Here is a 23,832-nt window from a genome sequence, read left to right as displayed (position 1 = left end):
ATGCTGCCCGGCCGTGACTCCTCCCCCTTCTGTTCCCCCCGGCCCGGGCCCCAACCGCAAGCGGCGGCTGGGCGAGATCCTGATGGACGCCGGCCTGCTCACCGAAACCCAGTTGCGCACCGCGCTCGCCGAGCAGCGCAAGTGGGGCGGCCGGCTGGGCCTCACCCTGGTGCAGATGGGCGTCGTGGACGAGAGCTCCATGGTGCACGCCCTGTCGCGGCAGTTGGCCATCCCCACCGTGAACCTGGACACGCACGTCCCCGTCCCGAACGCCCTCCAGGCGCTGCGCGTGGACATCGCCGAGCGCTACACCGTCTTCCCCATCGCGTACGAGCCCGGCACCAAGACGCTCACCGTGGCCACGTCTGATCCCACCAACGTGGAGTCGCTCCAGGAGCTGGCCTTCCACTCCGGCCAGAAGCTCCAGGTCGTGGTGGCGACGGCGTCCTCCATCGAGCGCGCCATCCGGCACCACTACCACGGGGAGATCACCTCCACGGCCGCCACGCCGCTCTCCTTCGGCATGGACGAAGCCACCTTCGAGCTGGCCCCGCCGCAGCAGGCCGAGGCCCCGCCGCGAACGCCTACGCCGCCGCCGGTGGTGCGCGACGCGGAGCTGGCGTCGAAGGTGGAGGCGCTCACGCAGCAGGTAGCGGACCTGGAGCGCATGGTGGCGCAGCAGGCGCGCGTGATGCGCGCGATGATGGACGCGCTGGAGGCCCGGGGCGCGCTGACCCGCGAGGAGGTCCAGGCGAAGGCCCGGTGAACACCGCATGGCGCTCCCCTTCTCCGAAAAGCTGAAGCTGGAGCTGACCGTCACCGCGGGCGAGCAGGCGTTCGCCATCCCGGGCGGCCAGGTGCGGGACTTCTCGCTGCGGATGACGCCCACCGGCTTCCGCTGCGAGCTGACGTTCTGGACCGCGCTGGAAAAGGCGGACGCGGCGCTGTTCACCGCGTTCAGCAAGCCGGACCTGGTGCGGGTGCGGCTGGCGCTGTCCGGCGTCTTCGACCCGCCCGCCGCGCCGCTGGTGGTGCAGGGCCTTGTCACGGAGAAGCGCGTCGGCGGCACCGCGCACGGCAACAAGGACAGCGTGGCGGTGGCCTTCCGCCAGTACACCGTCACCTTCGAGGACCCCGCGCGCGTGCTCTGGAAGCAGCACCGCCCGGTGGAGCTGCACACGGCGAAGAAGCTGTCGGACCTCCTGGACGCGCACAAGCCCGGCGGCCTGCTGCTCACCTACGACTGGGACGCGCTGGAGGAGAAGCACGCGATGGTGTGCCTGGGCATCGGCGACGACCACGTGGCCGCGAGCTTCTACGACTTCGTCCTCTGGTTCGTGGACACGCGCGGCGGTGTGCTCACCTACGACAGCCCCAAGGACACGTACACCTTCTCCGCGAAGAAGCCGGCCACGGGCACCGCCACCGGGCTCAGCCGCAAGCACGTGGCGCGCGTGGACGTGGAGATGCCGCCCGTCATCCGTCACGGCGCGCGGGTGCTCAACGGCTTTGGCGCCGGGGCGACCACGGTGGCGCTGGAGCAGCCCCAGGCGGTGGCGGGCATCCAGCACGACATGCTGGTGCGCACGCCCATCGCGGCGGAGGCCGAGCAGCGTCAGGCGCTGGAGAAGGGACGCCTGCGCGTGCGCAAGCGGCGGCTGCGGCTGGCGTTCCTGGACATGCCGCCCGTCGCGCTGCACCCGGGGGCGTTGATCAAGCTGGACGGAGGCCGGTGGAGCCCGGACCTCACGGGCCTGGGCGAGGACCACCGCGTCGCGGAGCTGGCCTTCGACGGCGTGGGGCTCCAGGCCGGGCCGCACGACGGGCAGCAGGAGACGTTGCAGGGCTACACGATCTCCCTGTCCGTGCTGCTGGAGCAGAAGTCGGATCCGGTGCCGGAGCTGCCCGCGTACCGCCCGCCCCGCTACCCCATCTACGTCGAGGGCAAGGTGCACAGCCCCGGCGGCGAGGCCTCGGACCGCATCTACCTCCAGGTGGATGATCAGAAGACGTCCGTGACGAACTACCGGGTGGCGATTCCGCTCTGGAACAAGACGGTGAGCGTGCCGGCGGAGCCCGGTGAGTTCCCGGGGACGTTCTACTTCCCGCCCTACAAGAACGAGCGCGTGCTGGTGGCGCTGCACTTCGAACACGCGGCGCTGCACCGCTTCCTGGACTGGGGCGAGGGCGTGCGCATGCCCCAGGACAGCCAGGGGGATCAGATCCTCTTCGGCAAGAACGGCGCGAACCAGACGGCGCTCACGCACGACTTCCAGGACAACAAGCCGGTGTGGAACCTGGGGCGGGTGAACGCCAGCGACACGGAGATCATCCGCCTGTCGGAGGGCCACCTCCTCATCCAGACGAAGGAGAACCCCGGCGGCGCCACCACCACGCCCACGTACGACGTGACGCCGCAGGTGGAGACGGCGAAGGGCGACCTCACCGCGGGCGTGGACGGCGCGGTGAGCGACGCGACGGCGGCGTACAAGGAGTCCACGGCGGAGGTGAACGCCAAGCTGAACGCGGCGACCGAGGAGACGGGCGCGGCCCTCGCCGCCGCGGAGGCCCAGGTGAAGGGCAAGGCCGCTGAATCCCGCGCCAAGCTCACCGGCGCGCTCAACGGCGTGGATGGCCAGACGGGGGCGCTCTCCGGCGCCGCCGCGGAAGCCAAGGCCGCGCTCGCGGGGTTGAAATGAAGGAGCTGCGCGCCACCGTGGCGAAGCACAAGGCGGCCGTGGAGGGCTTCGGCTCCGGCATCACGCCGCGGCTCGCCACCGCGAAGGGCGAGGTGGAGGCCCTGGCCCAGGGCGTCGTGGAGCAGGTCGCCGCGCTGCGCCCCTCCATCAGCGCGTCGCTGGGCGCGCTGCTCACGCAGGTGAACGCGGCGAACGTGACGCTGGCGGACCCCTCCCCCCGCTTCGACGCGCTGGCCACGGAGGTGCAGGGCCACCAGCAGTCCCTGACCGCCTCCAGCACCACGGCGCGCACGACGGCGGAGTCGCTGGGCCAGGAGGCGACGGCGAAGAGCCAGGGCCTGGAGGCGCAGGCGAAGTCGTCCGCGGAGGCGTCGCAGGGGCAGCTCACCGCGCTCCAGCAGCAGGTGGCCCAGAAGTGCGACGCGGACAAGCAGTCGTTCGACGCGAAGCTCGCGAAGCGCAAGGGCTCCAAGGAGGAGACGGAGGCCCGCCGCGCGCAGGGCTACGCGCTGATCGAGCAGACGCGCTCGCAGCTCACGCAGGACCTCACGGGCGTGGGGTCCACCCTCACGGCGGCGCTGTCGGCGGTGCTGGTGCGGCTGGCCGCCTCGCGCGACGCGGCGACGGGCCGGAGCGCCCAGCTCACCGCCACGCTGGAGGGCGCGGTGAAGAACCCCGTGAGCGCGCTGAAGGCGCTGCACCAGGAGATCGTCAACGCGGGCACGGCGGCGAAGGACACCCACCAGCAGCAGCAGTCCGCGCTGGAGGGCCAGCGCAAGACGCTGGTGGATCAGCTCATGGCCGCGGCGGCGGCGTCGGCCGCCATCGTGGATCCGCTGGACACCCAGGTGGCCCCCTCGCTGACGGCGGGCAAGACGCAGGCGGACGGGGCGCTGGACACGCTGGGCAAGACCCTCGCCGGCCAGGTGGCCAGCGTCACCGCGCAGCTCACGGCGGTGGAGAAGCTCATCGACCAGGTGCAGAAGCAGGTGGAGACCGCCATCACCACGGTGAGCGGCACCATCGACGGCGTGGTGCAGGGCGCGCTCACGGCGGTGGAGACCGTCAAGGCGCCGCTGAAGGCCACGCTGGAGGCGGCCTTCACCACGCTGGACTCGCTGGTCGCCACCGTCAGCGCCCTCAAGCAGCAGGTGATGGCGCTTTTCGAAGCGCTGCCGCAGTTGCTGGAGCAGCTCCAGACCCTCTTCCAGCAGATCGTCGGCTCGCTGGAGTCGCTGCTGGAGCGGGCCATGGGCCTCCTGGACGCCATCCCGGCCGCGGACCTGCCCAAGCCGCTGGTCAGCCCCGCGGTGCAGGGCATCAGCCAGGTGGTGGGGCAGATCACCACGCAACTGGGGACGATCTCCTCGCAGGTGGGCACGCAGCTCCAGACGGTGCAGCAGACCATCGTCTCGCAGGTGGAGACGGTGCAGACCCAGGCGCAGACGCAGATCGACGCGGCCACGACGCAGGCCGTGACGCAGATGGGCACGCTCACCCAGTCCGTCCTCCAGGGCATCGAGCAGGCCACCGCGCAGGTGGGGCAGATCGTCGCCGCGGCCGTCACGCAGATCGGCACCGTGAAGGACCAGGGCGTGCAGCAGATTGAAGCCATGAAGCAGCAGGTCGCCGCCCGGGTGACGCCGCTGGACACGCAGGTGCCCCAGCGCCTGGAGGCCCTGGACGCGCAGGTGGGCTCCGGCATCGACGCGGCGGTGCAGGCCATGCAGACCGCCCGCGACACGGCGGAGGGCCAGGTGACGTCCGCGAAGGGCCGGCTGGACTCGCACCTGGGCACGACGAGCTCATCCGTCACGGCCGGGCTGACGTCCCTGGAGACGGCCCGCGCCAGCGCGGAGACGTCGCTGACCTCCCAGGTGGACTCGGTGCTCGCGGCCTTCAAGCAGCGCGCGGAGGGCCTGAAGGCGGGCGCGCAGACGCAGGTGGACTCCGTCTCCACCCAGGCCACGGGGCAGAAGCCGCAGCTCCTCTCCCCGCTCGACGCGATTGGCGCCCAGCTCCAGGCGGGCGCCTTCGCGAAGCCGGTGACGGCGGCGAACGGCCGGGTGACGTCCGCGCTCAACGCGCTGGGGCCGAAGCTGGACGCGATCGCGTCCTGAGCGCTCCTACTTGGGAGACGCCAGGGACATGGGCGGCTCGGGCGCCTTGGGGGCGGCCGGGGCCTTGGGGGCCTCGGGCGCGGCGGGCGTGGACTCCTGCGCGGGCACGCCCTTGGGCAGGTCCGTGCGGATGCGGCTCTCCTGGAGCTCGATGTCCACCGTCTTGGGCACCGGCACGTCCAGCAGCGCCTGCCACGCGCCGTTGGGCGTGGTGAAGAGGAAGCTCACCGCCACCGCCTGCTCCGGCGGCAGGGGGATCTTCACCTGCTTCGTGCGGCTCGGGTAGATGACCACCGTCTGGAGCACGGACTCGTCCGGGCTGATGACCTTGGCCGCGACGTCCGCGTAGCCCTCCGTCATCGACGTCTTCGACACCGTGCGGATGAGCATGTACAGCGGCCGGCCCTGGTTGGTGCCCGCGGGCGCCTTGACGTTCACCGTCAGGCTGGGCGCCGCGCAGCTCCCCGCCACCACCGCCGTCACCAGGCCCGCGGCCAGCCTCACACCCCTGCCCTTCATGGCACCACCCCACGGAATGGCGCCCAAGGCTCGCCGCGCAACCCGAAGCTGATCTCCAGGACCTTCTCGTTCGCCGCCAGTCCACGGCCCGGCAGCACCCACACCACGTTGGACTGATCCGTCAGCGTCGCGGACTCCAGCAGGCGGAAGCAGTTCCACGACGACTCGGACATCTCCATGGAGCGGTAGCGCTTCCCGTCCTGCGACGGCGAGCGCAGCTCCACGCCGATGGACGACGGCTGCGGGCTCCACCAGCTCAGGGGGAACTCTCCCCACGCCGGCCGCTGGTTGAAGCCGAACGACGCCGCCCCGCCGCACTTCAGGTACGACAGCGTCACGAAGCTGTCCGGCGTGGGCGCCGTCGGCAGCGGCAGCGGGCGCACCTGCATGGGGATGGGCCGGGGCTTGCCCTCGTCGTCCCACAGCAGCTTCGACAGGCGGCCCAACTGGCCCAGCGCGGTGAGCATGCGCGGGGGCAGCAGCAGCCGCGACTTCAGCGGATAGCGCAGCGTCCAGTCCGTCCCGCGCTCCTCCACCACCGGCGCCAGCACCTGCGTGACGAAGCCCCAGAAGGCCCCGTCCTTGCGGCGCAGCACCTCCAGCTCCACCGGGTCCACTTCCAGCGACGCGCTGGGGTTGAACGGATAGCGCTTCACCAGCGGATCCAGCGTGCGGCGGGCCTGGTAGGTCCACTGCTCCGCGATGACGCGCTCCAGCTCCGCGCGGCCCCGGTTGCGCACGACGATGAAGGGCTGGCGGAACGGCTGGCGGAACTCGCCCACCAGGCCGTGCTGATCCAGCCACGCGTCCACCCGGCGCAGGTACGAGTCCTCCTCCTCCAGCAGCATGCTCAGCGCCACGCGCCCCACCGGCGACAGCATCTCCGCCAACTGCGAGCCCGCCGAGGACGCCGTCGCGCCGGGCGCCGCCGCGTCCTTGGGGGCGGCGGGCTTCGCGGCCGCGGGCTTCACGCCGGACAGCTCCTGCTGAAGCTGCGACACCAGCGTGGTGTAGGCCGCCAGCTCCACGAGCACGCCGCTCTTGTCCGGCGTCATCAACTGCACCACCGGCTTGAATGGCGCCACCGCCTCGCGCATGGGCGCGTAGTACTCGCTCTCCAGCGGGCCCACGCCGGCGCGGACCGCCACGTCGCGCAGCATCGCCTCCAGCGGCGAGGACGGCTGCAGCAGCACGGACAGGTCGCTGGCCAGCGAGCCTCGCGGCGTGGTGCGGAAGCGGTAGCCCCGGTACGTCGCGTAGAGGTCCTGGCCGTAGCGCCTGGCGAAGGTCTGCACCTTGCCCTGCACGAAGGTGGCGCGCTCCACGGCCTCCTCGCGGGACAGGCTGGACTTGGCGAGCCGCTCCGTGAACTCGTCCACCAGCGGGCTCAACTGCGCCTCGAAGGCGGCCTTGCCCAGCACCTTGCCCACCACCGGGGCCGTCCCGCTGGCGAACTCCGTGTCGTCGTCCCCCACCCCTTCGGTGGCGACCTCCGACGTCGTCTCCCCCGTGCGCGGGTTGAGCGCGTTGCCGTCGAACGGCGTGCGGCCCGTCTCCTTCAGCGAGCGCAGCACCTTGTCCAGGAGCTGCCGCGACACGTCCATGGGACGGAAATCGAAGTCGCGCCGGAGGACCTCCACCTGGTAGCGCGCGTCACCGTCGCTGGGGGCGAAGAGGCCGTCCGCGCGGGTGAGCAGCTCCGCGGGCGTCATGCGGGCGGCGGCGCGCAGCGCGGCGTCCGTCTCGTCCTCCATGCGCAGGAGGGCCTCCAGCGTCTGGCGGTTCTGGCGCAGCCAGTCCAGCGAGTCCAGCAGGCTGCCCACGCCCTTCAACTGGCTGGCGTCCGGCTCCGCGTCCGACGCGTTGATGAGGTCCATCACCTTGCGGGCGGAGTTGTACGGCGCGCTCTCCGCCAGCGAGGCGCGCAGGCGCTCCCGGTCGTCCGCGAGCGCGCGCCAGCGGGCCAGGTCCAGCTCCTTCGCGGCCAGCGTGTCCTGCAACTGCATGAAGTGGTCGCGCCACGGGCCCAGCAGGCCGTCCAGCGACAGCCAGACGTAGGGCCAGCGCGTCCAGGGGACGTTCTCGTCGAAGGGCCTGTCGCTGGCGATGACGTAGTTGGCGATCATCGGCTCCGCCAGCCCCATCGCCTCCAGCCAGTTGTGCTCCTGGTCGGTGCTGGCCAGGCTCAGCCCGAAGGCCTCCGCCGTCCACCCCAGTTGCTTCTTGTGCGCGCCGTGCACGCTGTTCAGCACGAACTTGCCCAGGTCCTCGTTGCGCGACGCGTACAGCACGCCCAGCGTGTAGAGCACCTGCTCCGGACGGCACAGCGTCTCCATGTGGCAACTGTCGTCCACGGCGGGCGCCGGGATCAGCGGCGTGGCGCGCGTGCCCCGGCTGGCGAAGGCGGGCGCGGGCTGGCAGCCGGGAATCTGGCTCGCGCAGCGCCGGCACTGGTCCTGGCACTTCTCCAGCATCGGCTTCAGGTAGGACATCCGGATGCTGCGCGCGAGCCGCGAGCGCAGCTCCTCCCACTCGTCGGTGAAGCTGTGCGCCAGGGGCGGCCAGTAGCGCGTGGCGCCCCAGAGGGCCTCCATCGCCCGCACCGCGTCGCTCGTCTGGGACTCCACCACGGAGCCGGACACGCTCTGGTTGCGCTCCTCCAGCCGCTGCACCGTCACCTGGAACGCGTCCAGCTTGTCCTGCGCGCGCAACAGCAGGCGGTAGAAGTGCGCGTACGCCAGCAGCACCGGCAGGCACCCCACCGCGAGGATGGCCGCGCACCGGCGCAGGTGCATCCAGCGGTAGTCCCGGACGAGCAGCTCCGCCGGCTGGTCCGCCTGCACCGCCAGCGCGCCCGTGGGCTGGGCGTCCGGCCCTCCCGAGGACAGGTACACGCGCTTGAGGTTCAGCGGGTACGCCAGCGAGCCGCCCTCCAGCAGCGTGGACACGAAGCGCCCCAGCGCCGCGAACGCCTCGCCGCCGCGCGAGTAGAAGGACGCCAGCCGCTCGAACGCGTCCGGCGCGAGCGAGGTGAGCCCCAGCGCCAGGTACTTCTCCATGGGCTGGAGCGCCTCTCCCAGCTCCCCTTCCCTGCCGGGCGGCGGAACCTCCAGCTCCAGCGGCACGCCGTTCTTGCGCAGGAGCTGCGCGAAGTCCGCGTAGCCGTCCAGCGTGTCCATGTGCGTGAGGACCAGCCGCGTCTCCACGGGCGCCTGGCACACCTCCGACAGGAGGTTGACCTTGCCGCGCAGGAGCTGGGTGACGCGCTTCACCTCGTCCGGAGACGTCTCCAGCAGCCAGTTCACCTTCAGGACGATGACGGCCCGGCCCACGTGCCGGCGCCCGAAGGTGGCCTTCCACAGCCGGCGCAGCGCGCGCCGCGCGTGGCGCGAGTCGTCCTCCAGCACGGGCGCGGCCAGCTCCTGCACCACGACCTCCGGCCCCAGGAACACCTTGAGGAGCGGGTCGTCCGTGTAGCTGGGCATGAACTGGCGCTGCTGCCGCTCCCAGTCCACCTCCGCCTCGATGAGGTCCGACTTGCCGCTGCCCGCCGGGCCCAGCACCACCAGCGTGGGGAAGTCCCGCACGGACGCGCGGAAGCGCCACGGCAGCTTCGCCAGGAACTGCCTGCGCACGGCCAGGAGCTGACCGGAGCCGAGCGGCTTCTGCTCGCCCGCGAGCGACGGGCCGCCCTGCTGCCGCTTGCGCCACCAGAGCGTCACGCCCACGCCAATGGCCGCGAGCACCACCACGATGCCCAGCACGAGCACCCAATGGGCCTTCAAGGCCGCCAGCATGGACTGGATCGCGCCCACGTCAGCCGCCGCTCCTTCCGCCCGGCTTCACGGCCAACTGGAGCGCTTCCAGCACGTCCTCGGCCTCCTCCAGCGTGGAGGTCAGCTTCGCGCGCAGCTTCTCCTGCTCCTGCGGCGACGGCAGCATCCCGTCCCCGGGCGGATCCAGCGCCAGCAGGCCCTCGCGCACGGAGTCCAGCAGCGGCTGCACGCCCTCCTTCAGCGACCCCAGCTCCGCGCCCACCCGCTGCTCCAGCGCGTCCAGCAGCGCGAGCGTCCGGGGAGGAGCCTTGGGGGCCGGCGCGGGAGGCCGTGCGTCGTGTGTCGGGAAGGGCCTCAATTGGAGACCCACCACAGGAAGACGGGCAGCCCCAGCACGATGGCCGCCGTCACGGCGTAGTAGCGCACCGGGAAGTCATAGACGGTGGGCACCGCCGCGGGCACCACCGGCGCGGGCGGCGCCATGGCGGCCGGCTGCGGGATGCGCTGGGAGATGCGGTCCTTGAGTTCGCGGATGCGCTCCGGCTGCCCCACGAGGCGGCCCGTGAAGCCCGCGGCCAGGCAGAAGCGGATCATCTCGAAGACGATGGAGGGCGTATCGTTGCGACGCAACTTCTCTTCCACGAACTCGTAGAAGAGGTCTCCGCCCGCATCCACCTGGAACAGGTTCTGCTGCAGGAGCGGCCAGAGATGTTGCTCCGCGTCCGCCAGCCGCCGGAGCACCCACTCATCCAGGAAGAAGACGAAGGGGCGGATCAGATCCTCCACTTCGTCCGGGCGCATGTCCGCGCCGAACGCGGCGCGCAGGCGCTCCAGCTCCACCATCAGCGCCTGCTCCAGGTGGCCCAGCGCTTCCTGCCCCACCCTGCCCTGCGGCCGGCGCGCACCCGGGGCGGGCTCGGCGGGCAGCGCCCGGTCGAGGAGCTGGCGCACGCGTCGCTGCGTTGCCAGGAGTGCGTTCCAATGCTCCAGTTTCATGAGAGTGTTTGACTATGTTGGAAGCTGTAGCGGCCCCAAACCCGCCACCGAGGCCTTGAGATCAACCGTCGCCTCGTTGTTCCAAGCATCAAGCAGGTCCCTCAACTGCTCAAGAAAGCAGATGACGACAGGCTCGAAGCTCTGGTCGAAGGGCTCCATCACGGCTTCATACGCGTGGCGGAGCCCCGACCCCTTGAGCGCGCTGTCGGGCACGACACTGAACTTCAACTCCTTGAGCCACGGAAGGACGCGGCGGAACGGGCTCTCCGCGGGGGTCCCCAGGTGACCCAGCAGGGCGACCACCTCGTCCCGGCCCAGCGTGGGCTTCGCCTTCCACGCGAGGAACTGCGTCAACGCCTCCACGTCATCCCGCAGCACGCTGTCGCGGTGCGGCTGGAGGCTGCCCACCGTCTGCCATTTCAGGCCCTCGATGTGACGGCCCGGCACGGACACGTCCACCCTGCCCGCCGCCTGCGCGGAGAACTGCGGCTGGTGCCACAGGGCCTCCAGCACGATCTTTCGCGGCGCCGTGAAGGCCTCCGGCATGCGCACGATGAGGCTCTGCCGGGACGCGAGCTTCTCGTCGAAGGTCTCGTCCACCTCGTAGCTGGGGCCCTTGCCAGGCAGGAAGGCGGGCCGCAGCGGGGCCAGGCCCGCCTTGGTCATCTCGAAGACGCCCGTCACCGAGTGCAGGGTGAACTCGCGCCCCGCGCTCATGCTGATGATGGGGTGCTCCGCGCGCGTGCCGTCCGCCACCACCACCTGCGCGGGCTCCGCCTTGAGGTTCACCACCGGCACGGTGAAGAGCTGGAAGAAGTCCGGGTGCAGCGAGCGGCCGACGTTCCAGTCCTTGTCCAGGTCCAGGCAGAGGCAGAACCGCATCCAGGAGCTGCCGCGCGGCGGCGGCACCTTCACGTGCACGAAGAGCTGCTGCTCCGGGAACTGGAAGAAGGCGCGCAGGCGCTGGAACGGGTGCGCGTAGAGGCCGCTGTCGTCCGGCGCGGGCGGGTCCCGGTTGAAGGACACCTCGCAGGGGCTGCCCACGGAGTGCTCGTCCGCCTCCTCGTCGTATACGACGCTCACCTGCTTCACGTGCTTGCGCAGCGCGTGGAACACCGCCAGCGACGAGCGGTAGTCGTCCAGGTGCCGCACGTGCAGGCTGAGCACGTCGATGGCGTCCTTGCGCGCGAAGCGGGACTCGAAGCGGAGGATGAGCCGGTGGCCGCTGCGCACCTGGGGCACCACGTCCGTGCCCTTGAGGAAGATGGGCAGCACGCGCAGGTCGCGCTGGAGCCGGAAGGAGCCCGCCACCCCTTCCGCGGGCGTCAGGCGCAGCTCCGTGCCCCGGGTGAGCAGCACCGGCTCCACCATCTTCTCCGTGGGCACGGCCTGCGCCATGGCGGCGGCGGGCACGGGCTCCAGGAGGAAGTCGAAGAAGCCCGCGAACAGCCGGCGCCAGGTGGAGCGCAGGTTGTGCAGCGTGGCGTGACGCGTCTGCACGGAGAAGAACGCCATCGCCTCGATGAGGCGGCGCACGTCCGGGTCCTCGCGGTCCAACGGGGCCGCCGGGTGCCGCTCCTGGAAGCGCTGGCGGAAGCGCTCCAGCCCGTCCAGCTCCGACAGGAAGTCCAGGTAGATCTTCTCCGAGAAGTCCTTCACCGCCCGCTCTCCCGCCGTACGTCAGTCGTCGCCATGTGTGGGTCAGCCGTCCGTCTTCAGCCCAGCTTCACCAGCGTGCCGCCCACGCTGGTGATGGAGCCCTTCAGGTTCGCCATGCCGGAGCTCTCCAGGTCGAGCTTGCCGGTGCCGGACACCTTGGTCATCGCGCCGGACATCTCCGCCTGCGACTTGCCGGCCAGCTTCAGCGTCACGCCGTCCACCTTGGCCTCGCCGCCGGAGGTCACCATCTCCGCGCCCATGTTGCCCTTCATGGCCAGCTTGGACGTGGCCTCGATGTTCACGTTCGCGCTGGAGGACAGCTTCGCGTCGCTGGTGGCCGTCTGCGTGAGCTTGGCGCTCGTCTTGAGCGTCATGTCCTTGGTGCTCTCCACCGTGAGCGTGTCCTGGCTGGTCCACTTGGAGACGCCCTTGGACTTCATCGTGATGGTGTCGGTGTCGAAGGTCAGGTCCTTCACCGTCACCACGATGCTGTCCTGCTTCTGCACGATGGTGCTCGTCTCCTGCTGGCCCTTCACCGTGATGGTGATGCTGGTGCCGTCCATCACGATGGTCTGGGTGATCTTGTCATCCCCATTGTCGACCTGGACGGTGATGCCGCCCTTCTTGTCCAGCTCGATCTTGCAGACCAGCGTTCCCGCCGCTCCCGGTCCTGAAGCTCCCATCGTCCCTCCCGCCTCAGGCGGACTCTTCCTTCACCAGGATGAGCAGGTTGCCTTCCTTGAGCTCGACCTTCTCCGTGTCGCTTTCGTTCGTGCGCTGCAGGCGCCACAGCGGCTTGTTGTCCTCGTAGAAGTGCCTCATGGACGTGCCGCTCGTCGTCGTCTTTCCGACGAGCAGGTGCACGCCCTGCCCGTCCGAGGGCAGCCGCGCGCCCGCCCGCCAGTCCAGGTTGCGCTTGAGCCACGCGCGCAGGAAGTCCAGCGCCACCAGCACCCGGGCGCCCTTGTAGGCAGGGAAGTAGAAGTGCCCCGGCTGCAGGTTCGCGTTGAAGGGCACCTGGACGATCTGGTTGGCGAACAGCGGCAGCTTCACCTTGTAGCTGTCCAGCGACGTGGCCTCGTCCGTGTACGCCTGCCAGGTCTCGTCCTTCTGCTCGCCCACCTCGCTGACGACGAGCCCCTCCACGAAGCGCGGGTACACCGGCGCGGTGAAGGGCGGCAGGTCCACGTGCGCCTCCGCCTTCTTCTCCAGCCGCGTGGTGAGCGAGATGAGGAAGCGGCTCTCCGGCTTGGGCCGCCGCACGGGCTCGTCGCCCGAGGGACCGGACGCGTCCCCGCCCGAAGGCAGCTCCCCCTCCTCCACGGGCAGCGGCTCCGCGCGCAGGCTCATCCGGCGCACCCGGAAGTCCTGCGTGGCCGGCACGCCCGCGGCCGTCCACCCGGCCGTGTCCGGCAGCTTCACCAGCGCGCCCGGGGCGAAGGCCACCGCCGGGAAGCGGTTCCAGTCCAGCTCCACCTCCAGGCCGCGAATCTTGAGGCGCGCCGTCTCCAGCGTCACGCGGGCCTGCACGTCGTCCGCGATGTCCGTGCGCAGCAGCACGTCCTGGCGGATGCCGGTGACGGCCTGGGCGTTGGTGATGGCCTGATTCTTGGGGCTCTCCGCGGCCGCGTTGAGGATGGCCACGTCGTGGCGCGCCACCTCCGGGAACACCACCGACACGCGGTCCACGTCCGCCGCGCGCAGCGTGAGGGGCGTCCCGGTGGCGTCCTTCGTCGCGCGCAGTTGGTAGCCCTGCGCCGTGTAGTCGTACGCCAGCACGCCGTTGCGCGTGTGCACGAACCAGACGACGAAGTCGTAGAAGCTGGCGCCGGACTCCGGGGCCAGGCCCAGGAAGATGAGCGGCAGCGTCTTGTCCAGCTCCGCGGCCCAGTCATTGGCCAGGGTGATCTTGTCGCCCTTGTGCGCGTCCAGCACGTCCTGGAGCGTCTTCTGCGTGTAGAGCACGCACGGGTGGTGCTGCGTCCACAAGAGCCGCGCGGGGTCCACGAAGCGCACGGTGTAGTGGCGGTAGGTGATGCCCGCGCCCTTGGCCCGGGCGACGGCCTCCTCCGTGAGGGCCTTCTCCTGCACCAGCCCCTTCACCTTCAGCGAGGTGAAGGTGGGCTTCGTCGCCGTGTCGGAGTGCACGGCCTTCAGCTCCAGCGCCACCTCCGCCAGGTCCGGCTTGAGGAAGTCCGCCAGCAGCGTGTCCTGCTTCTGTCCGCCGTGCGCCGTCTCGTCGAGCACGCGGAACTCCACCCTCCCCTCGTGCCCCCAGCCGTGCAGATCCAGCTCGAAGGCGAGCACGTCCGATGAGGGGATGGCGTGCGCCGTCCCGCCGATGGTGAGCGTCAGGCCCAGGTCCAGGCGGTCGGCGAAGGCCATCAGGTGTCCTCCGCCTGCACGCGCACCCGGCCGGTGGTGGAGTGGAACAGCAGCGACAGGTGGCAGGGCTGCCCGTCGAAGGTGCCCTTGCAGTCGAAGTACAGCCACAGCGCGCTGTCGCGGCCGCGCAGCTTCACCTCCGGGTCCACCAGCCGCGGCTCGTGCCGGGTGATCTCCTGCTGGATCTCCGCGGTGAGCGCCTCCACCAGCTCGCGCGTGCCCAGCTTCTCCGTGTACCCGCCCAGCCCGAAGTCGTGCATGAAGAAGCCGTAGCCCTTCTTCGTGTTGAGCACGGCTTCGATGTTGCGCATCACGTGCTCCAGGCTGTCGCGGCTGTTGGCGTGCTCCCTGCGGGCCGCGAACTTGTCCAGGAACGGTGCGCGCGCCATGGCGTCTAGCTCCTCCGCCAGAACAGCGAGGTCTGGGCGCCCCGGAGCGCGGGCGTCACGTAGAAGGCCAGGCCGTCCTCGCGCAGCGCGTGCTGCCACTCCTCGCCCTGGCTGAGCAGGTACCAGTCGATCTCCGGCCCCAGCGCGTGCGGGAAGGACGGATACGGCACGTGCTTGAAGGGCACGCCCTTCAGGGCCTGGCGGCGCACCAGCGGCAGCCGGGAGGGGCTGGCCAGCTTCACGCCGTCCAGCGGCGTGCGCTCCCCGGGCTGGGTGCGCTGCACCAGGAGGTACGCCTCGCTGGCGGAGCGGATCTCCGGCGGCAGCGGCGTCATCTGGAACTGGCCCTCCTTCGCCTGGAAGGCCTTGTGCGTGGAGCGCGTGGCCTCCGGCTGGAAGCTGCGCTGGAGCAGGCGGATCCACCCGCCCAGGGACTCGTTGAGGCCCTCGTGCTGGTACACCGGCATCTGCTCGTCCGGGAGCATCTCCAGGTAGCAGCACGCCTCGAAGTACAGCCGGCGGAGCGCGTCGAACAGGTGGTACGGGTGCACGTACACCTGCCGGAACATGTCCCGGCGCAGCGCGATGAGCCGCTGCACTTCGAAGAGCGCCCGGCGCGCGTTGGTGAGCCGGTCCGTGCGCAGGTACGTGTCCGAGATGTTGGTGAGCAGTTGCTGGCGCACCTGATCCAGCAGGTCATCCAGCGTGGAGAGCAGCTTCTCCAGGAAGGGGTTGGGCCCCACGAGCAGGAGCGGCGGCACCCAGTCCGGGGACGTGTGCCACGCGCCGTCCTCGTCCTGCGACACGGCGGCCAGCCCCAGGGAGCCGATGGTCCCGTCCAGCACCGGCTCCGTGGACAACTGGAGCTTGTGGAGCACGCGCTGGAGCACCGGCGGATCATCCGCGTACAGGCGGATGCCCTCCGCGCTGACGGTCTCCTTGAGCACGTGCAGGTAGACGATGAACTCCGTCCTGCCCACGGCTTCGAGCGACAGGGGCGAGATGACGGAGTTGCCCGGGACGTCCAGCAGGTCCCCGGACTTGGTGACGACGGTGAGCGCGGAGATGGACAGGCTGCCGCTCTGCAGGAGCGACTCGTTCCAGGCCAGGTTCGCGACGCCGTAGGAAGGCAGGCCGGACAGCGTGGAGTGGAGGCGGATCTCCGCGTCCAGCGCGTCCTCCTGCGCGACGAAATGCTCCGGAAGAAGCGTCTGGCCTACGTGCCAGCGGACCCGTGCGAGCTTGTACCGCTGCATACGCCGTTCTTTCCTTCCACCCGCCTGAACCCGGCCGGGAGCGAAACCTGCTCCCGGCCTGGTTTAGACCCGGACCGCGGCCGATGCTACTTGGCGGCCGCCTCGGTGATGCCCCACTTCTTCGCGATCTTCTTCGCGGAGGAGGTGGCCAGGTTCAGCGACTGCTCGGTCGCCTGCGGCTTGATGCCGATCTGGAACGTGAAGTTCTTGGGCGACTGCACCTCACGCGACTCGTTGTCCGCGATGGACATGTTCAGGTCGTCGCCGTTCTTCTCGAGCAGGCCCTTCATCTCCGCGTCGAGGAAGTTCGACTTGAAGTACTTCTTCCCGATGGGGTCGTACTCGTAGATGACGTACTTGAAGTTGACTTCGATGTTGCTGAAGTTGCCCAGCAGCATCTCCGCCACCTTCTGCTTGTTCGCCACCGACACCTGGCCGGAGAAGTACATGGCGTCCGTCACGCCCGTCTCCCACAGGTAGTGGTTGAGCACCGCGACGACCTTGTCGGCGATGGCCGCGTCCGGGTTCTCAGGATCCTTGATGGTCTCCTGATCCGCCGCCAGCGCCTCGCCGCCAATGGTGATGGCGGTGATGTAGCCCACGGGGGTCTGCTTGTCCTTCTTGAAGTTGAAACCCTGATACACGTCCAGGTTGCGCGAAAACTGGGGCATCTGTCACTCCAGGGTAAGGGGGGCAGGCGCTCACCTGCCCCAAGTGGGAAGCGGCTTAACCGAGCCGCGACTCGAGCATCAGCTCCACGTTGAGGCCTTCGAACTGGATGTGCGGGAGCACGGCCAGCTTGCAGTCATACCAACCGATCTCACCGGGACGCGGGAACACCGTCACGCTGCTCGCCTTGAACGGGAAGCGGCGCACGGTGAGGTCGTCCGGGTTGGCCACGGTCGTGACGTAGTTGGACAGCCACGAGTCCAACTGCCGCTGGATGTAGGGCGCGTCCGCCGTGTTGCCGATGTTGTCGCGCATGATGCACTTCACGTAGTGCGCCAGACGCGTGATGGAGAACGTGTAGGCCAGGTTGGTGACGAGCTGCGAGTTCTCCGAGTCCTTGGGGTCCTTGAACGTCTTGGCGACCTTGGCGGACTGGGTGCTGAAGAACGTCGCGTCGCTGGAACCCTTGCGGTACACGAGCGGGATGAAGCCCGAGCGCGCGAACTCGTACTCGCGGTAGTCGGGGATCGCGATCTCCACCGGGGCCTTGATCTCCTCCTGGCCGCGCAGGGAGAAGGTGTCCACGGGCAGGCCCGTGATCAGACCGCCGCCCTTGGGGCCGCGGATGGACTGGCACCAGCCGGAGATCTCGAACGCCTTCACCATGTTGCGCGCGAGCAGGATGGCGGAGTTGCCCCAGAGGTACTTGTCGGAGTCGCCGCGCGCCGTCTCGGTGAAGTTGAGGACGTCGCAGGGGTTCTTGTCCGGGTGCCAGGGCAGGCGCAGCACGTAGCGCGGGAAGGTCAGGCCCACGTACGCGGCCTCCTCCGTGTCGCGGAACGCGTTCCAGCGGCCGAAGCGCGGGTGGGCGAGCACGCCCTCCAGGTTCTTGATGGCCTCCATCTCCTCGATGGTCTCGCAGCCGAAGAACTTGTGGTTCACGGCGGAGATGAACGGCGCGTGCGCGGCGTTGGAGACCTTGGCCATGCGCTGCAGCCAGGTGAGGTCCGCGGGCGACGAGGAGAAGTCGTACAGGCCCACGATGGCGCCGAAGGGGCGGCCGCCGTACTGGTCGTACTCCTGGATGTAGACCTTGTCGAACAGCGCTCCGGCGAAGATGTTGCTGGAGTTGTTCTCGAAGTCCTCCGCCAGCTCATCCTTGGCGACGTCCAGGATGTCGATGGCGATGTTGGCCTTGAAGTTGGTGTGGTCGACCAGGTCCTCCAGGCCGCGCCACGTGGACTCCAGCTTCTGGAAGGTCTCGTTGTGGAGGATCTCGTTCATCTGCGCGTCGATCATGCGGTCGATGCGGCTGATGACGTCCAGCACCTGGCCCTTGTCGAAGCGGGCGGTGTTGTCCGGGCCCTCCACGGGGGCCACGTTCTGCAGGAGCGCGGCGACGCTGGAGAGGAAGCGGCTCTCCAGGGTGACCTGCTGCTCATCGCCCGCGGGGGCGAAGTTGGTGGTGATCATCGGCGCCGATTCCTGGGGCGGATCGAGCCGGACGCTGGTGAACAGGCGCTTCAGGTAGGTGGTCTCAGCCATGGCGGAGTCCTTTTAGAAGTCGAAGGGTTGGGAAGGCGGATCAGGAAGCGGCCGGGGGCTTGGCGCCCGCGGCGACGGTGGCGGCGACCGCGGCCGTGGCGGCGGCGGCGCCCCCGGCGGGCTTGCCAGCGGCGGCGGCACCGGCGGCGGGCGCGTCCGTCTTCGCGGTCTCACCGGAGGGCAGGCGCATGGTCTCGTAGCCCTTCAGCTCGTTGAGCAGCTCCTTGAGCGCGTCCGGCTTGGAGAACAGCTCGTAGAGCTCGCGGCGCAGGTCCTTGCGGTTGTCGATGTTCGACTGCATCTCCACGAGGAGCGTCTTCAGGAGCAGCAGCGCCTTGAGCTTCGGCACGTGCTTGACGATCTCATCCGGGTGGAAGGACTTCATCCGGTCGATGGGGAGCGTGACGTTCAGCTCCGACTCCACGTCCGGGTTGATGCGGTTGGGGACCTCGAAGTTGGCGGACATCTTCATGTCCTTCATCAACTCGTCGAGGTTGCGGCCGTCCACGGACCGCAGCTTGCGCGTCTCCAGGTCCGTCTTGCGGTCCTCGGAGGATCCCAGCGAGAAGTCGCCCATGACCAGGAGGCGCAACGGCAGGTTCACCGTCTCCTGCTCGCCGTTGATGGTGGTGCGGTACGTGAGGGTGATGCGGGATTTGGGAAGCTGGTCCTGAATGGCCACGGTGACTCCCTGACATTCGCAGTGCGTCGGATTCCCCCCAGTCCTACTGGAGCCGCCCCGGGAGTACGCCCTGCCGAGTGAACATTTACAGCCTAGGCGCGATCAGGAATTCCCGTCAACCAGCCGACATGACAGGTCTAGCGGGGTTCGGATGATCGCAGTTGAGCGGTGTCCCCCGTGAACAGGAGGACCTCCTGGGTCTGTTCCGGGCCTCCTACCAACGGCTCGTAGCCCAGGTGGCTTCCGTCGATCAGCCGCGCGTAGCTGCTCTGATCACGCAGGCACAGGATGACGGCGAGCGCGAGCGGGGTCTCCGCGAGGCTCGGGAGGATGCGGGTGTTGAGGCGCCGGCGGGCCTCCACGGCCCAGGGGGTGCCGGTGCCGGAGTGCGGCTCGTTGAGGAACAGCCGCACCTCCACCCCGCCGGTGGGGACGGTGGCGAAGCCGCCCACCGCGCTGCCGTCTCCGAGCGCGGCGGCGCCCAGGCGGATGCCCTTGGCTTCGATGCGCTGGCGGCGCGTCTCGCGGCGCACCACCACCTCCGCCTCCGGGAAGACCTTGGCGAACAGCCAGTGCAGGCTGCTGGGGCACGCGAGCCGAAGCAGGCGCAGCCGGTGCGCGGTGGAGTGCTCCCAGCCGGGCAGCAGGGACTCGTCGCGGTCCGGGAACTGGCCCGCGAAGCGGGTCCGCAGCAGCAGGTGGTCGAAGTAACCCAGGAAGTCCGCCATCGTGTCCTGCTCCAGGCGGTCCATGGCCTGGAAGAGGAACGAGGGCAGCGGCGTCTGCAGGCTGAGCAGGCCCAGGTTGACGGTGATGACCACGCGCTTGCGCGGGTGGCGGGTGAACTCGATGGCGTGCACCAGGTGGGGCTGGTGCACGGTGCTGCGGTGGCTGCGGAACTCCACCTCCGCCTCGCCGTAGCCCTCCTTGGCGAGCAGGTCCAGGAGGGCCGGCACGTCGAAGCTGCGGATGCGCTCGCTGATGCGCTCCTCGACGGTGAGCTTGCGGCCCGGCTGTTCGCGCTCCAGTGCCATGGGGCTATTCGTCGTATTCCGGGCCGCCGCCGCGCGGCGGGCGCGCCTGGGCGACGAGGAACGCTTCCAGGTCCACGCGGTAGAGCTGATCCATGGCGCGGAAGGACAGCGTCTCCGTGTTGTGCAGCATGGGCTCGATGGCCTCCGCGTGCTGCGTCAGGCCGTTGAAGAAGCCGGAGAAGAGCTGCGGCAGGTACACGCGCGGGTCGAAGCGCTCCACCGTGGCGAGCACGTCCACGGCGATGACGCTCGCCTTGGTGTAGTCCTCGCGCTCCACCAGCGCCTCGAAGGCAGACAGCTTGCGGACCAGCAGCGCGAGCGCGGGAGACATGGGCACGCCAGGCCCCGTGTCCTGCGCCTCCTGGCGGGCGGCCTTCTTGCGGCGCGCGGGGCGGACCTCCTCTTCCTCCTCCCCTTCTTCGTCGTCCTCTTCCTCCTCGTCGTCCTCCGGAGCGGCGGCGAGCTCGGGCTCCGGCGCCGCGGCGGGCCGGGGCTCCTCCGGCGGAGGCAGGAAGGGCACGGCCTGGGCGTGGGAGCGCAGCGCGCCGAGCAGCGTGCGCATGGCGTCCATGCACGCGCTCTTCTGCAGGATGGCGAGGGCGGCGATGAGCGGGTCGCCCAGGGCCAGGGCCTCTTCCATGGGCTCGCGGTTGCCGGGCGCGCTCCAGGCCTGCCATTGCGCGTCCTTGAGGCGCGAGTGGTGCTCCAGGTGCTTGCCCATCATCTTCAGCAGCCAGCGCAGGCCGGTGTCCGCGAAGACGAGCTTCTTCTCCACCGGGCCGAAGAAGTCCCAGTTCTCCGTCAGCGTGCGCTTGAGGGAGCGGAACAGGACGGGCAGCGCCTTCATGCCGTCCGCGAAGAAGTGGCCGAAGAGGTACGGGCCCACCAGGCGGATGTCGCGCACGCCCTGGCGCAGGAGCGCGGCGGCGGCGCGGGAGGCGTCCGCGTACTCGCTCTTGGCGACGAAGCCGGTGATGGCCTCCAGGCGCGGATCCGGTCCCTCGGACTCGTCGAGCGGTACGGGGGCGGTGGTGAACTCCACGTCGAGCAGCGTGAAGTCCACGGGCTCCAACACCTGCGCGGGGCTACCCATCGATGGCCACCATCTGTCCGGGGGCGGTGATCTGGATGACGCCGCCCCAGTTGCACATGCACTTGGAGTTGCTCTCCAGCGCCGGCATGTTGCCGATCAGCACCTTGGGACACCCGGGCATCCAGGGGGCCGCGGTGACGGGGATGCAGGGCATGGGGGTGAGCGCGCCGAAGGCCGCCGCGGTCGCCGCCGCCACCATGGGGTTGGCCAGGGACTGGCACATGCCGAAGGGCAGGATGTTCATGAACGGCTTGTTGTCCATGATGTTCGCCGCGGGCGTGGTGGCCATCACCCGGTTCACGGGCAGCACCATCAGCGACGAGGGCGCCATCCCGAAGCTGCATTGGAGCATCGCTCCCATCACGACCTGCGCACCCATGGACCGCTCCTTTTTCAGCGCGCTGACGACGGATCATCATCGCCTGAAGCCTCGGCGCTTTCCAGCAGCCGTCCTCGCAGGGCGGTGAGGGCCTGGAACATCGGGTCCCTCGCCTTCTTGTGCAGCGCGCCGGTGAAGAACTGCGAGGCGCACCACGCGTCGTCGACCGCGCCCTTCACCCGGTGGGGAAAGAGCGGAAAGAACTCGATGCGGTCGGGCAGGAAGTCCCCGCCCAGCAGCATTTCGATGCGCCGGTGGATCTCCTGCTCGCCGGACGAGGGAGCAGGCGTGGCCCCGGTGAAGGCCAGGAGGATGAAGCGGGAGTGGCTGGCGAGGCCGCCGGTGGACACGGGCACCACGCTGGTGCCCGCGAGGAACGGCAGGTCCTCCAGCGCGGCGGTGACCTCCTTCGCGGAGTAGGGGCGGCCGTCGTGCCGGAAGCCCAGGGTGCCCGCGTAGTGGTAGCGCTGGCGGATCCGCGCGAGCAGGACGTGACCCGGCGGGTATTCCTTGTCCGGCAGCAGCGTGAAGACGCCCACGTCCGTGGGGGCGCCCTGCCCGCTCTCGTTCGGATCCTTCAGCGTCCACGCGCGGCCCGGCACGGGGAGGACGTCCGTGTGCACGTCCGTGGCCGGCTCGTTCACGCCGCGCGACGACACCAGCACCGCGCCGCCGACGGACGCGTCGATGAGGACGTTGGAGGACGGCACGCCCTGGAGGCCGCACTGCTTCACCCACGCCCGCCACGCCTGGGCGTCGAAGGGCTCCTCCGGGCTGCGGAACCAGTGCTGCACGTTGCGCAGGCTGGCGCGGTGGCGCACGAGCAGGTCTCTCAGCTTCGGCGTGACGCCCAGGGCGCGCAGCGGGTGCTCCAGGAGCGGGGCCGGGTTGAGCGCCAGGTCCGCCATCTCCAGGTGCAGGTAGGTGGCGCCGCGCAGGAGCGTGGCGAAGAGGAGCGCCGGCAGGTGCTGGAGCACCGGGAAGTCCGGCGCCGCGAGGAGGTCCCCCTGCGACAGGCCGAAGGTGAGCATCCCGTCGCCGATGGCGCCCTTCCACGCGTTCTCCGCGGTGAGGGGCACCGGCGTGTGCGGCGGATCCACCAGCGGCGAGAAGAGCAGCCCCACCACGTCCGTGGGCTTGTACGTGTGGGACGTGAAGCCCGGCGCTCCCCTCCCCTGGCTCTTGAGCAGGAGCTGCTCGTGGCCCTTGAGGAGCGGGAGCTGGTGGGGCTCCGCGGCGATGAAGTCCGGCGTCAGGGACTCCAGCCGGGTGGCCATGGCGCGCGGGCCCATGGGCGGCAGGAGCGTGAAGCAGCCGCCCAGCTTCAGCGTGGCCAGCAGCGACACGAGCAGCTCCTGCCCCACGCCGTGGACCAGGCACACCTTCGCGCCCGGCTCCACGCCCTGGTCCGCCCACTCGCTGGCGCGGCGCGAGGCCAGGTCGTGCAGCGTGCGGTAGCCCAGGGCCTGCCAGCCCTGGATGCGCTGGTGCGTGCGGAACGCGGGGCGCTCCAGCGCGACGTGGCGCACGATGAGATCGTGGAAGAAGTCGTACTGCTGGCCCGGGCGGCTCTTGGGTGGCGGGACGCCCCGGCCCGCGTGGGCGTCCGCGAGCGCCACGGCGAACCCTTCCGGATCCTCCCAGCTCTCCTGCCACCACTTCGGGGCCCCGGACTCCGGAGCGAAGCCGGCTTCCAGTTGCCGGAGGATGTCCTTCACGTCGAAAGGCATGGGTGTCTACCGCGAGGGAAAGTCGAAGCCGACCTTCACCATGAAGCGGACCTTGGAGCGCACGTTGCTGTCCGGGGCGTAGTCGATGGGGGTCGCCCCGCGCTTCGCGGGCGTCTGCTGCGGCTTCGCGCGTTCAATGGACGTGGGCACGACGGCGCGCACCAGCGGGTGACGGGCCTGGAGCGGCGGGACGTGGATGTCCACGTCCCGGCCGAAGAGCCACGCGCCGCAGCGCCAGAGGATGTCGTGGCGCCGGAGGAGCAGCGTCCAGAAGCGGTCGCGCGTCTCCGTGGCCTCGAAGAGCAGCGGTGAGCTCCCGTCCTCGCGGGCCTCCCCGGGGGCCGCGAGCAGGGCGCGCAGTTGCTGCGCCACGCGCTCCACCTCGTTCACGTCCTCGGGGGTGACGGGCGAGCGGCCGGCGAGCTTCGCCTCGTGCAGGCGGAACAGCGCCACGAGTCCCAGGCAGTCCCCCACCACGTCGCGGTGGCCCTCGCTGTGGGCGGACGCCACGTCCGCGGCGGAGAGGAAGGCGGCCTCCGCGAGCGCCTCCGCGGTCTTGAGCAGCTTGCGGCGCAGTTGCTGGGCGCGGTCGAAGAGGGCTCCGAAGGTGCTGGCGCGCATGTCGCGCTGGATGCGCAGCGCGGCCCAGGCCAGGCCCTGGGCGAGCAGCGGCAGTTCGCGCAGCTCCTCGACGTTGACGCCCGGGAGCGCGGCGAGCTCCGCCTCCCGGGCGAGCACGCTCTCCACGCCGCGCTTCGTGTTGTGGAAGGCGAGCGCGATGTTGGAGCGGCACTCCTCCACGGCGCCTTCGAGGGCACGCGCGGGGGCCAGGAACACGTCATAGCCGGGCTCGGAGCCAAGGGCTTCCAGCTCGGCGATGTCGTCGGGCCCCAATCCCGCT

20 protein-coding genes are annotated in these 23,832 nt (G+C 70.1%); 3 read left to right on the top strand and 17 right to left on the bottom strand.

Annotation, left to right across the window (positions count from 1 at the left end; all coding sequences use genetic code 11):
- Positions 1–13 precede the first annotated feature (13 nt).
- The 3 genes from K8612_RS23995 to K8612_RS23985 are packed head-to-tail and all read left to right on the top strand — an operon-like array spanning position 14 to position 4,819.
- Complete coding sequence (locus tag K8612_RS23995) at positions 14–766, top strand: general secretion pathway protein GspE (RefSeq protein ID WP_223763998.1); 753 nt, start codon at positions 14–16, stop codon at positions 764–766.
- Positions 767–773: 7 nt separating this feature from the next.
- Complete coding sequence (locus K8612_RS23990) at positions 774–2,699, top strand: hypothetical protein (protein WP_223763997.1); 1,926 nt, start codon at positions 774–776, stop codon at positions 2,697–2,699.
- A complete protein-coding gene (locus tag K8612_RS23985; RefSeq protein WP_223763996.1) occupies positions 2,696–4,819 on the top strand; it encodes a hypothetical protein in 2,124 nt (707 codons plus the stop codon). Before K8612_RS23990 ends, K8612_RS23985 begins: the two co-directional genes overlap by 4 nt.
- Before the next feature lie 6 nt (positions 4,820–4,825).
- Here K8612_RS23985 and K8612_RS23980 read toward each other — a convergent pair whose 3' ends face one another.
- From K8612_RS23980 to K8612_RS23900, 17 genes are all read right to left on the bottom strand, one after another.
- A complete protein-coding gene (locus K8612_RS23980) occupies positions 4,826–5,338 on the bottom strand; it encodes a hypothetical protein (protein ID WP_223763995.1) in 513 nt (170 codons plus the stop codon).
- The gene (locus tag K8612_RS23975) at positions 5,335–9,153 is read right to left on the bottom strand and encodes a type VI secretion IcmF C-terminal domain-containing protein (RefSeq protein ID WP_223763994.1); all 3,819 of its coding nucleotides are present in this window, start codon (positions 9,151–9,153) and stop codon (positions 5,335–5,337) included. The genes K8612_RS23980 and K8612_RS23975 overlap by 4 nt, the downstream gene beginning before the upstream one ends.
- Before the next feature lies 1 nt (position 9,154).
- On the bottom strand, positions 9,155–9,472 hold the full coding sequence (locus K8612_RS23970) for a hypothetical protein (protein ID WP_223743060.1): 318 nt from the start codon (positions 9,470–9,472) through the stop codon (positions 9,155–9,157).
- Positions 9,469–10,065, bottom strand: coding sequence for a DotU family type IV/VI secretion system protein (locus tag K8612_RS23965; RefSeq protein WP_223743059.1), 597 nt, complete (start codon positions 10,063–10,065; stop codon positions 9,469–9,471). Before K8612_RS23965 ends, K8612_RS23970 begins: the two co-directional genes overlap by 4 nt.
- Before the next feature lie 57 nt (positions 10,066–10,122).
- The gene (locus tag K8612_RS23960) at positions 10,123–11,769 is read right to left on the bottom strand and encodes a type VI secretion system baseplate subunit TssF (RefSeq protein WP_223763993.1); all 1,647 of its coding nucleotides are present in this window, start codon (positions 11,767–11,769) and stop codon (positions 10,123–10,125) included.
- 56 nt (positions 11,770–11,825) lie between these two features.
- Entirely contained in the window at positions 11,826–12,452 is a 627-nt protein-coding gene (locus tag K8612_RS23955; protein WP_223763992.1) for a hypothetical protein, read from the bottom strand.
- A 13-nt stretch (positions 12,453–12,465) separates the two neighbouring features.
- On the bottom strand, positions 12,466–14,154 hold the full coding sequence (locus K8612_RS23950) for a hypothetical protein (RefSeq protein WP_223743056.1): 1,689 nt from the start codon (positions 14,152–14,154) through the stop codon (positions 12,466–12,468).
- Complete coding sequence (locus K8612_RS23945) at positions 14,154–14,543, bottom strand: GPW/gp25 family protein (protein ID WP_223743055.1); 390 nt, start codon at positions 14,541–14,543, stop codon at positions 14,154–14,156. The genes K8612_RS23950 and K8612_RS23945 overlap by 1 nt, the downstream gene beginning before the upstream one ends.
- A 5-nt stretch (positions 14,544–14,548) precedes the next feature.
- Entirely contained in the window at positions 14,549–15,799 is a 1,251-nt protein-coding gene (gene tssK, locus K8612_RS23940; protein WP_223743054.1) for a type VI secretion system baseplate subunit TssK, read from the bottom strand.
- An 86-nt stretch (positions 15,800–15,885) separates the two neighbouring features.
- Positions 15,886–16,470 carry a hypothetical protein gene (locus tag K8612_RS23935; RefSeq protein WP_223743053.1) on the bottom strand — a complete coding sequence of 195 codons (585 nt, stop codon included), beginning with the start codon at positions 16,468–16,470 and terminating at the stop codon, positions 15,886–15,888.
- Between the two features lie 55 nt (positions 16,471–16,525).
- A complete protein-coding gene (gene tssC / locus K8612_RS23930; RefSeq protein WP_223743052.1) occupies positions 16,526–18,013 on the bottom strand; it encodes a type VI secretion system contractile sheath large subunit in 1,488 nt (495 codons plus the stop codon).
- Positions 18,014–18,053: 40 nt separating this feature from the next.
- Positions 18,054–18,695, bottom strand: a complete 642-nt coding sequence (gene tssB, locus K8612_RS23925; RefSeq protein ID WP_223763991.1) for a type VI secretion system contractile sheath small subunit — start codon at positions 18,693–18,695, stop codon at positions 18,054–18,056.
- A gap of 137 nt (positions 18,696–18,832) precedes the next feature.
- On the bottom strand, positions 18,833–19,729 hold the full coding sequence (locus K8612_RS23920) for a hypothetical protein (protein ID WP_014396951.1): 897 nt from the start codon (positions 19,727–19,729) through the stop codon (positions 18,833–18,835).
- A 4-nt stretch (positions 19,730–19,733) separates the two neighbouring features.
- Positions 19,734–20,822 (bottom strand): type VI secretion system protein IglI family protein, encoded by a 1,089-nt coding sequence (locus K8612_RS23915; protein WP_223743050.1) that lies wholly within the window; start codon positions 20,820–20,822, stop codon positions 19,734–19,736.
- A complete protein-coding gene (locus K8612_RS23910; protein ID WP_223763990.1) occupies positions 20,815–21,201 on the bottom strand; it encodes a DUF4280 domain-containing protein in 387 nt (128 codons plus the stop codon). Before K8612_RS23910 ends, K8612_RS23915 begins: the two co-directional genes overlap by 8 nt.
- A gap of 14 nt (positions 21,202–21,215) precedes the next feature.
- Positions 21,216–22,931: a long-chain fatty acid--CoA ligase gene (locus K8612_RS23905; protein ID WP_223763989.1), complete on the bottom strand. Its 1,716-nt coding sequence runs from the start codon at positions 22,929–22,931 to the stop codon at positions 21,216–21,218.
- Positions 22,932–22,937: 6 nt separating this feature from the next.
- Positions 22,938–23,825: a hypothetical protein gene (locus K8612_RS23900; RefSeq protein WP_223763988.1), complete on the bottom strand. Its 888-nt coding sequence runs from the start codon at positions 23,823–23,825 to the stop codon at positions 22,938–22,940.
- Positions 23,826–23,832: the final 7 nt, after the last annotated feature.

It is taken from the genome of Corallococcus sp. AS-1-6 (genome assembly GCF_020037015.1).
GTDB lineage: Bacteria > Myxococcota > Myxococcia > Myxococcales > Myxococcaceae > Corallococcus.
This window is presented reverse-complemented; position numbering and strand designations above follow the sequence as displayed.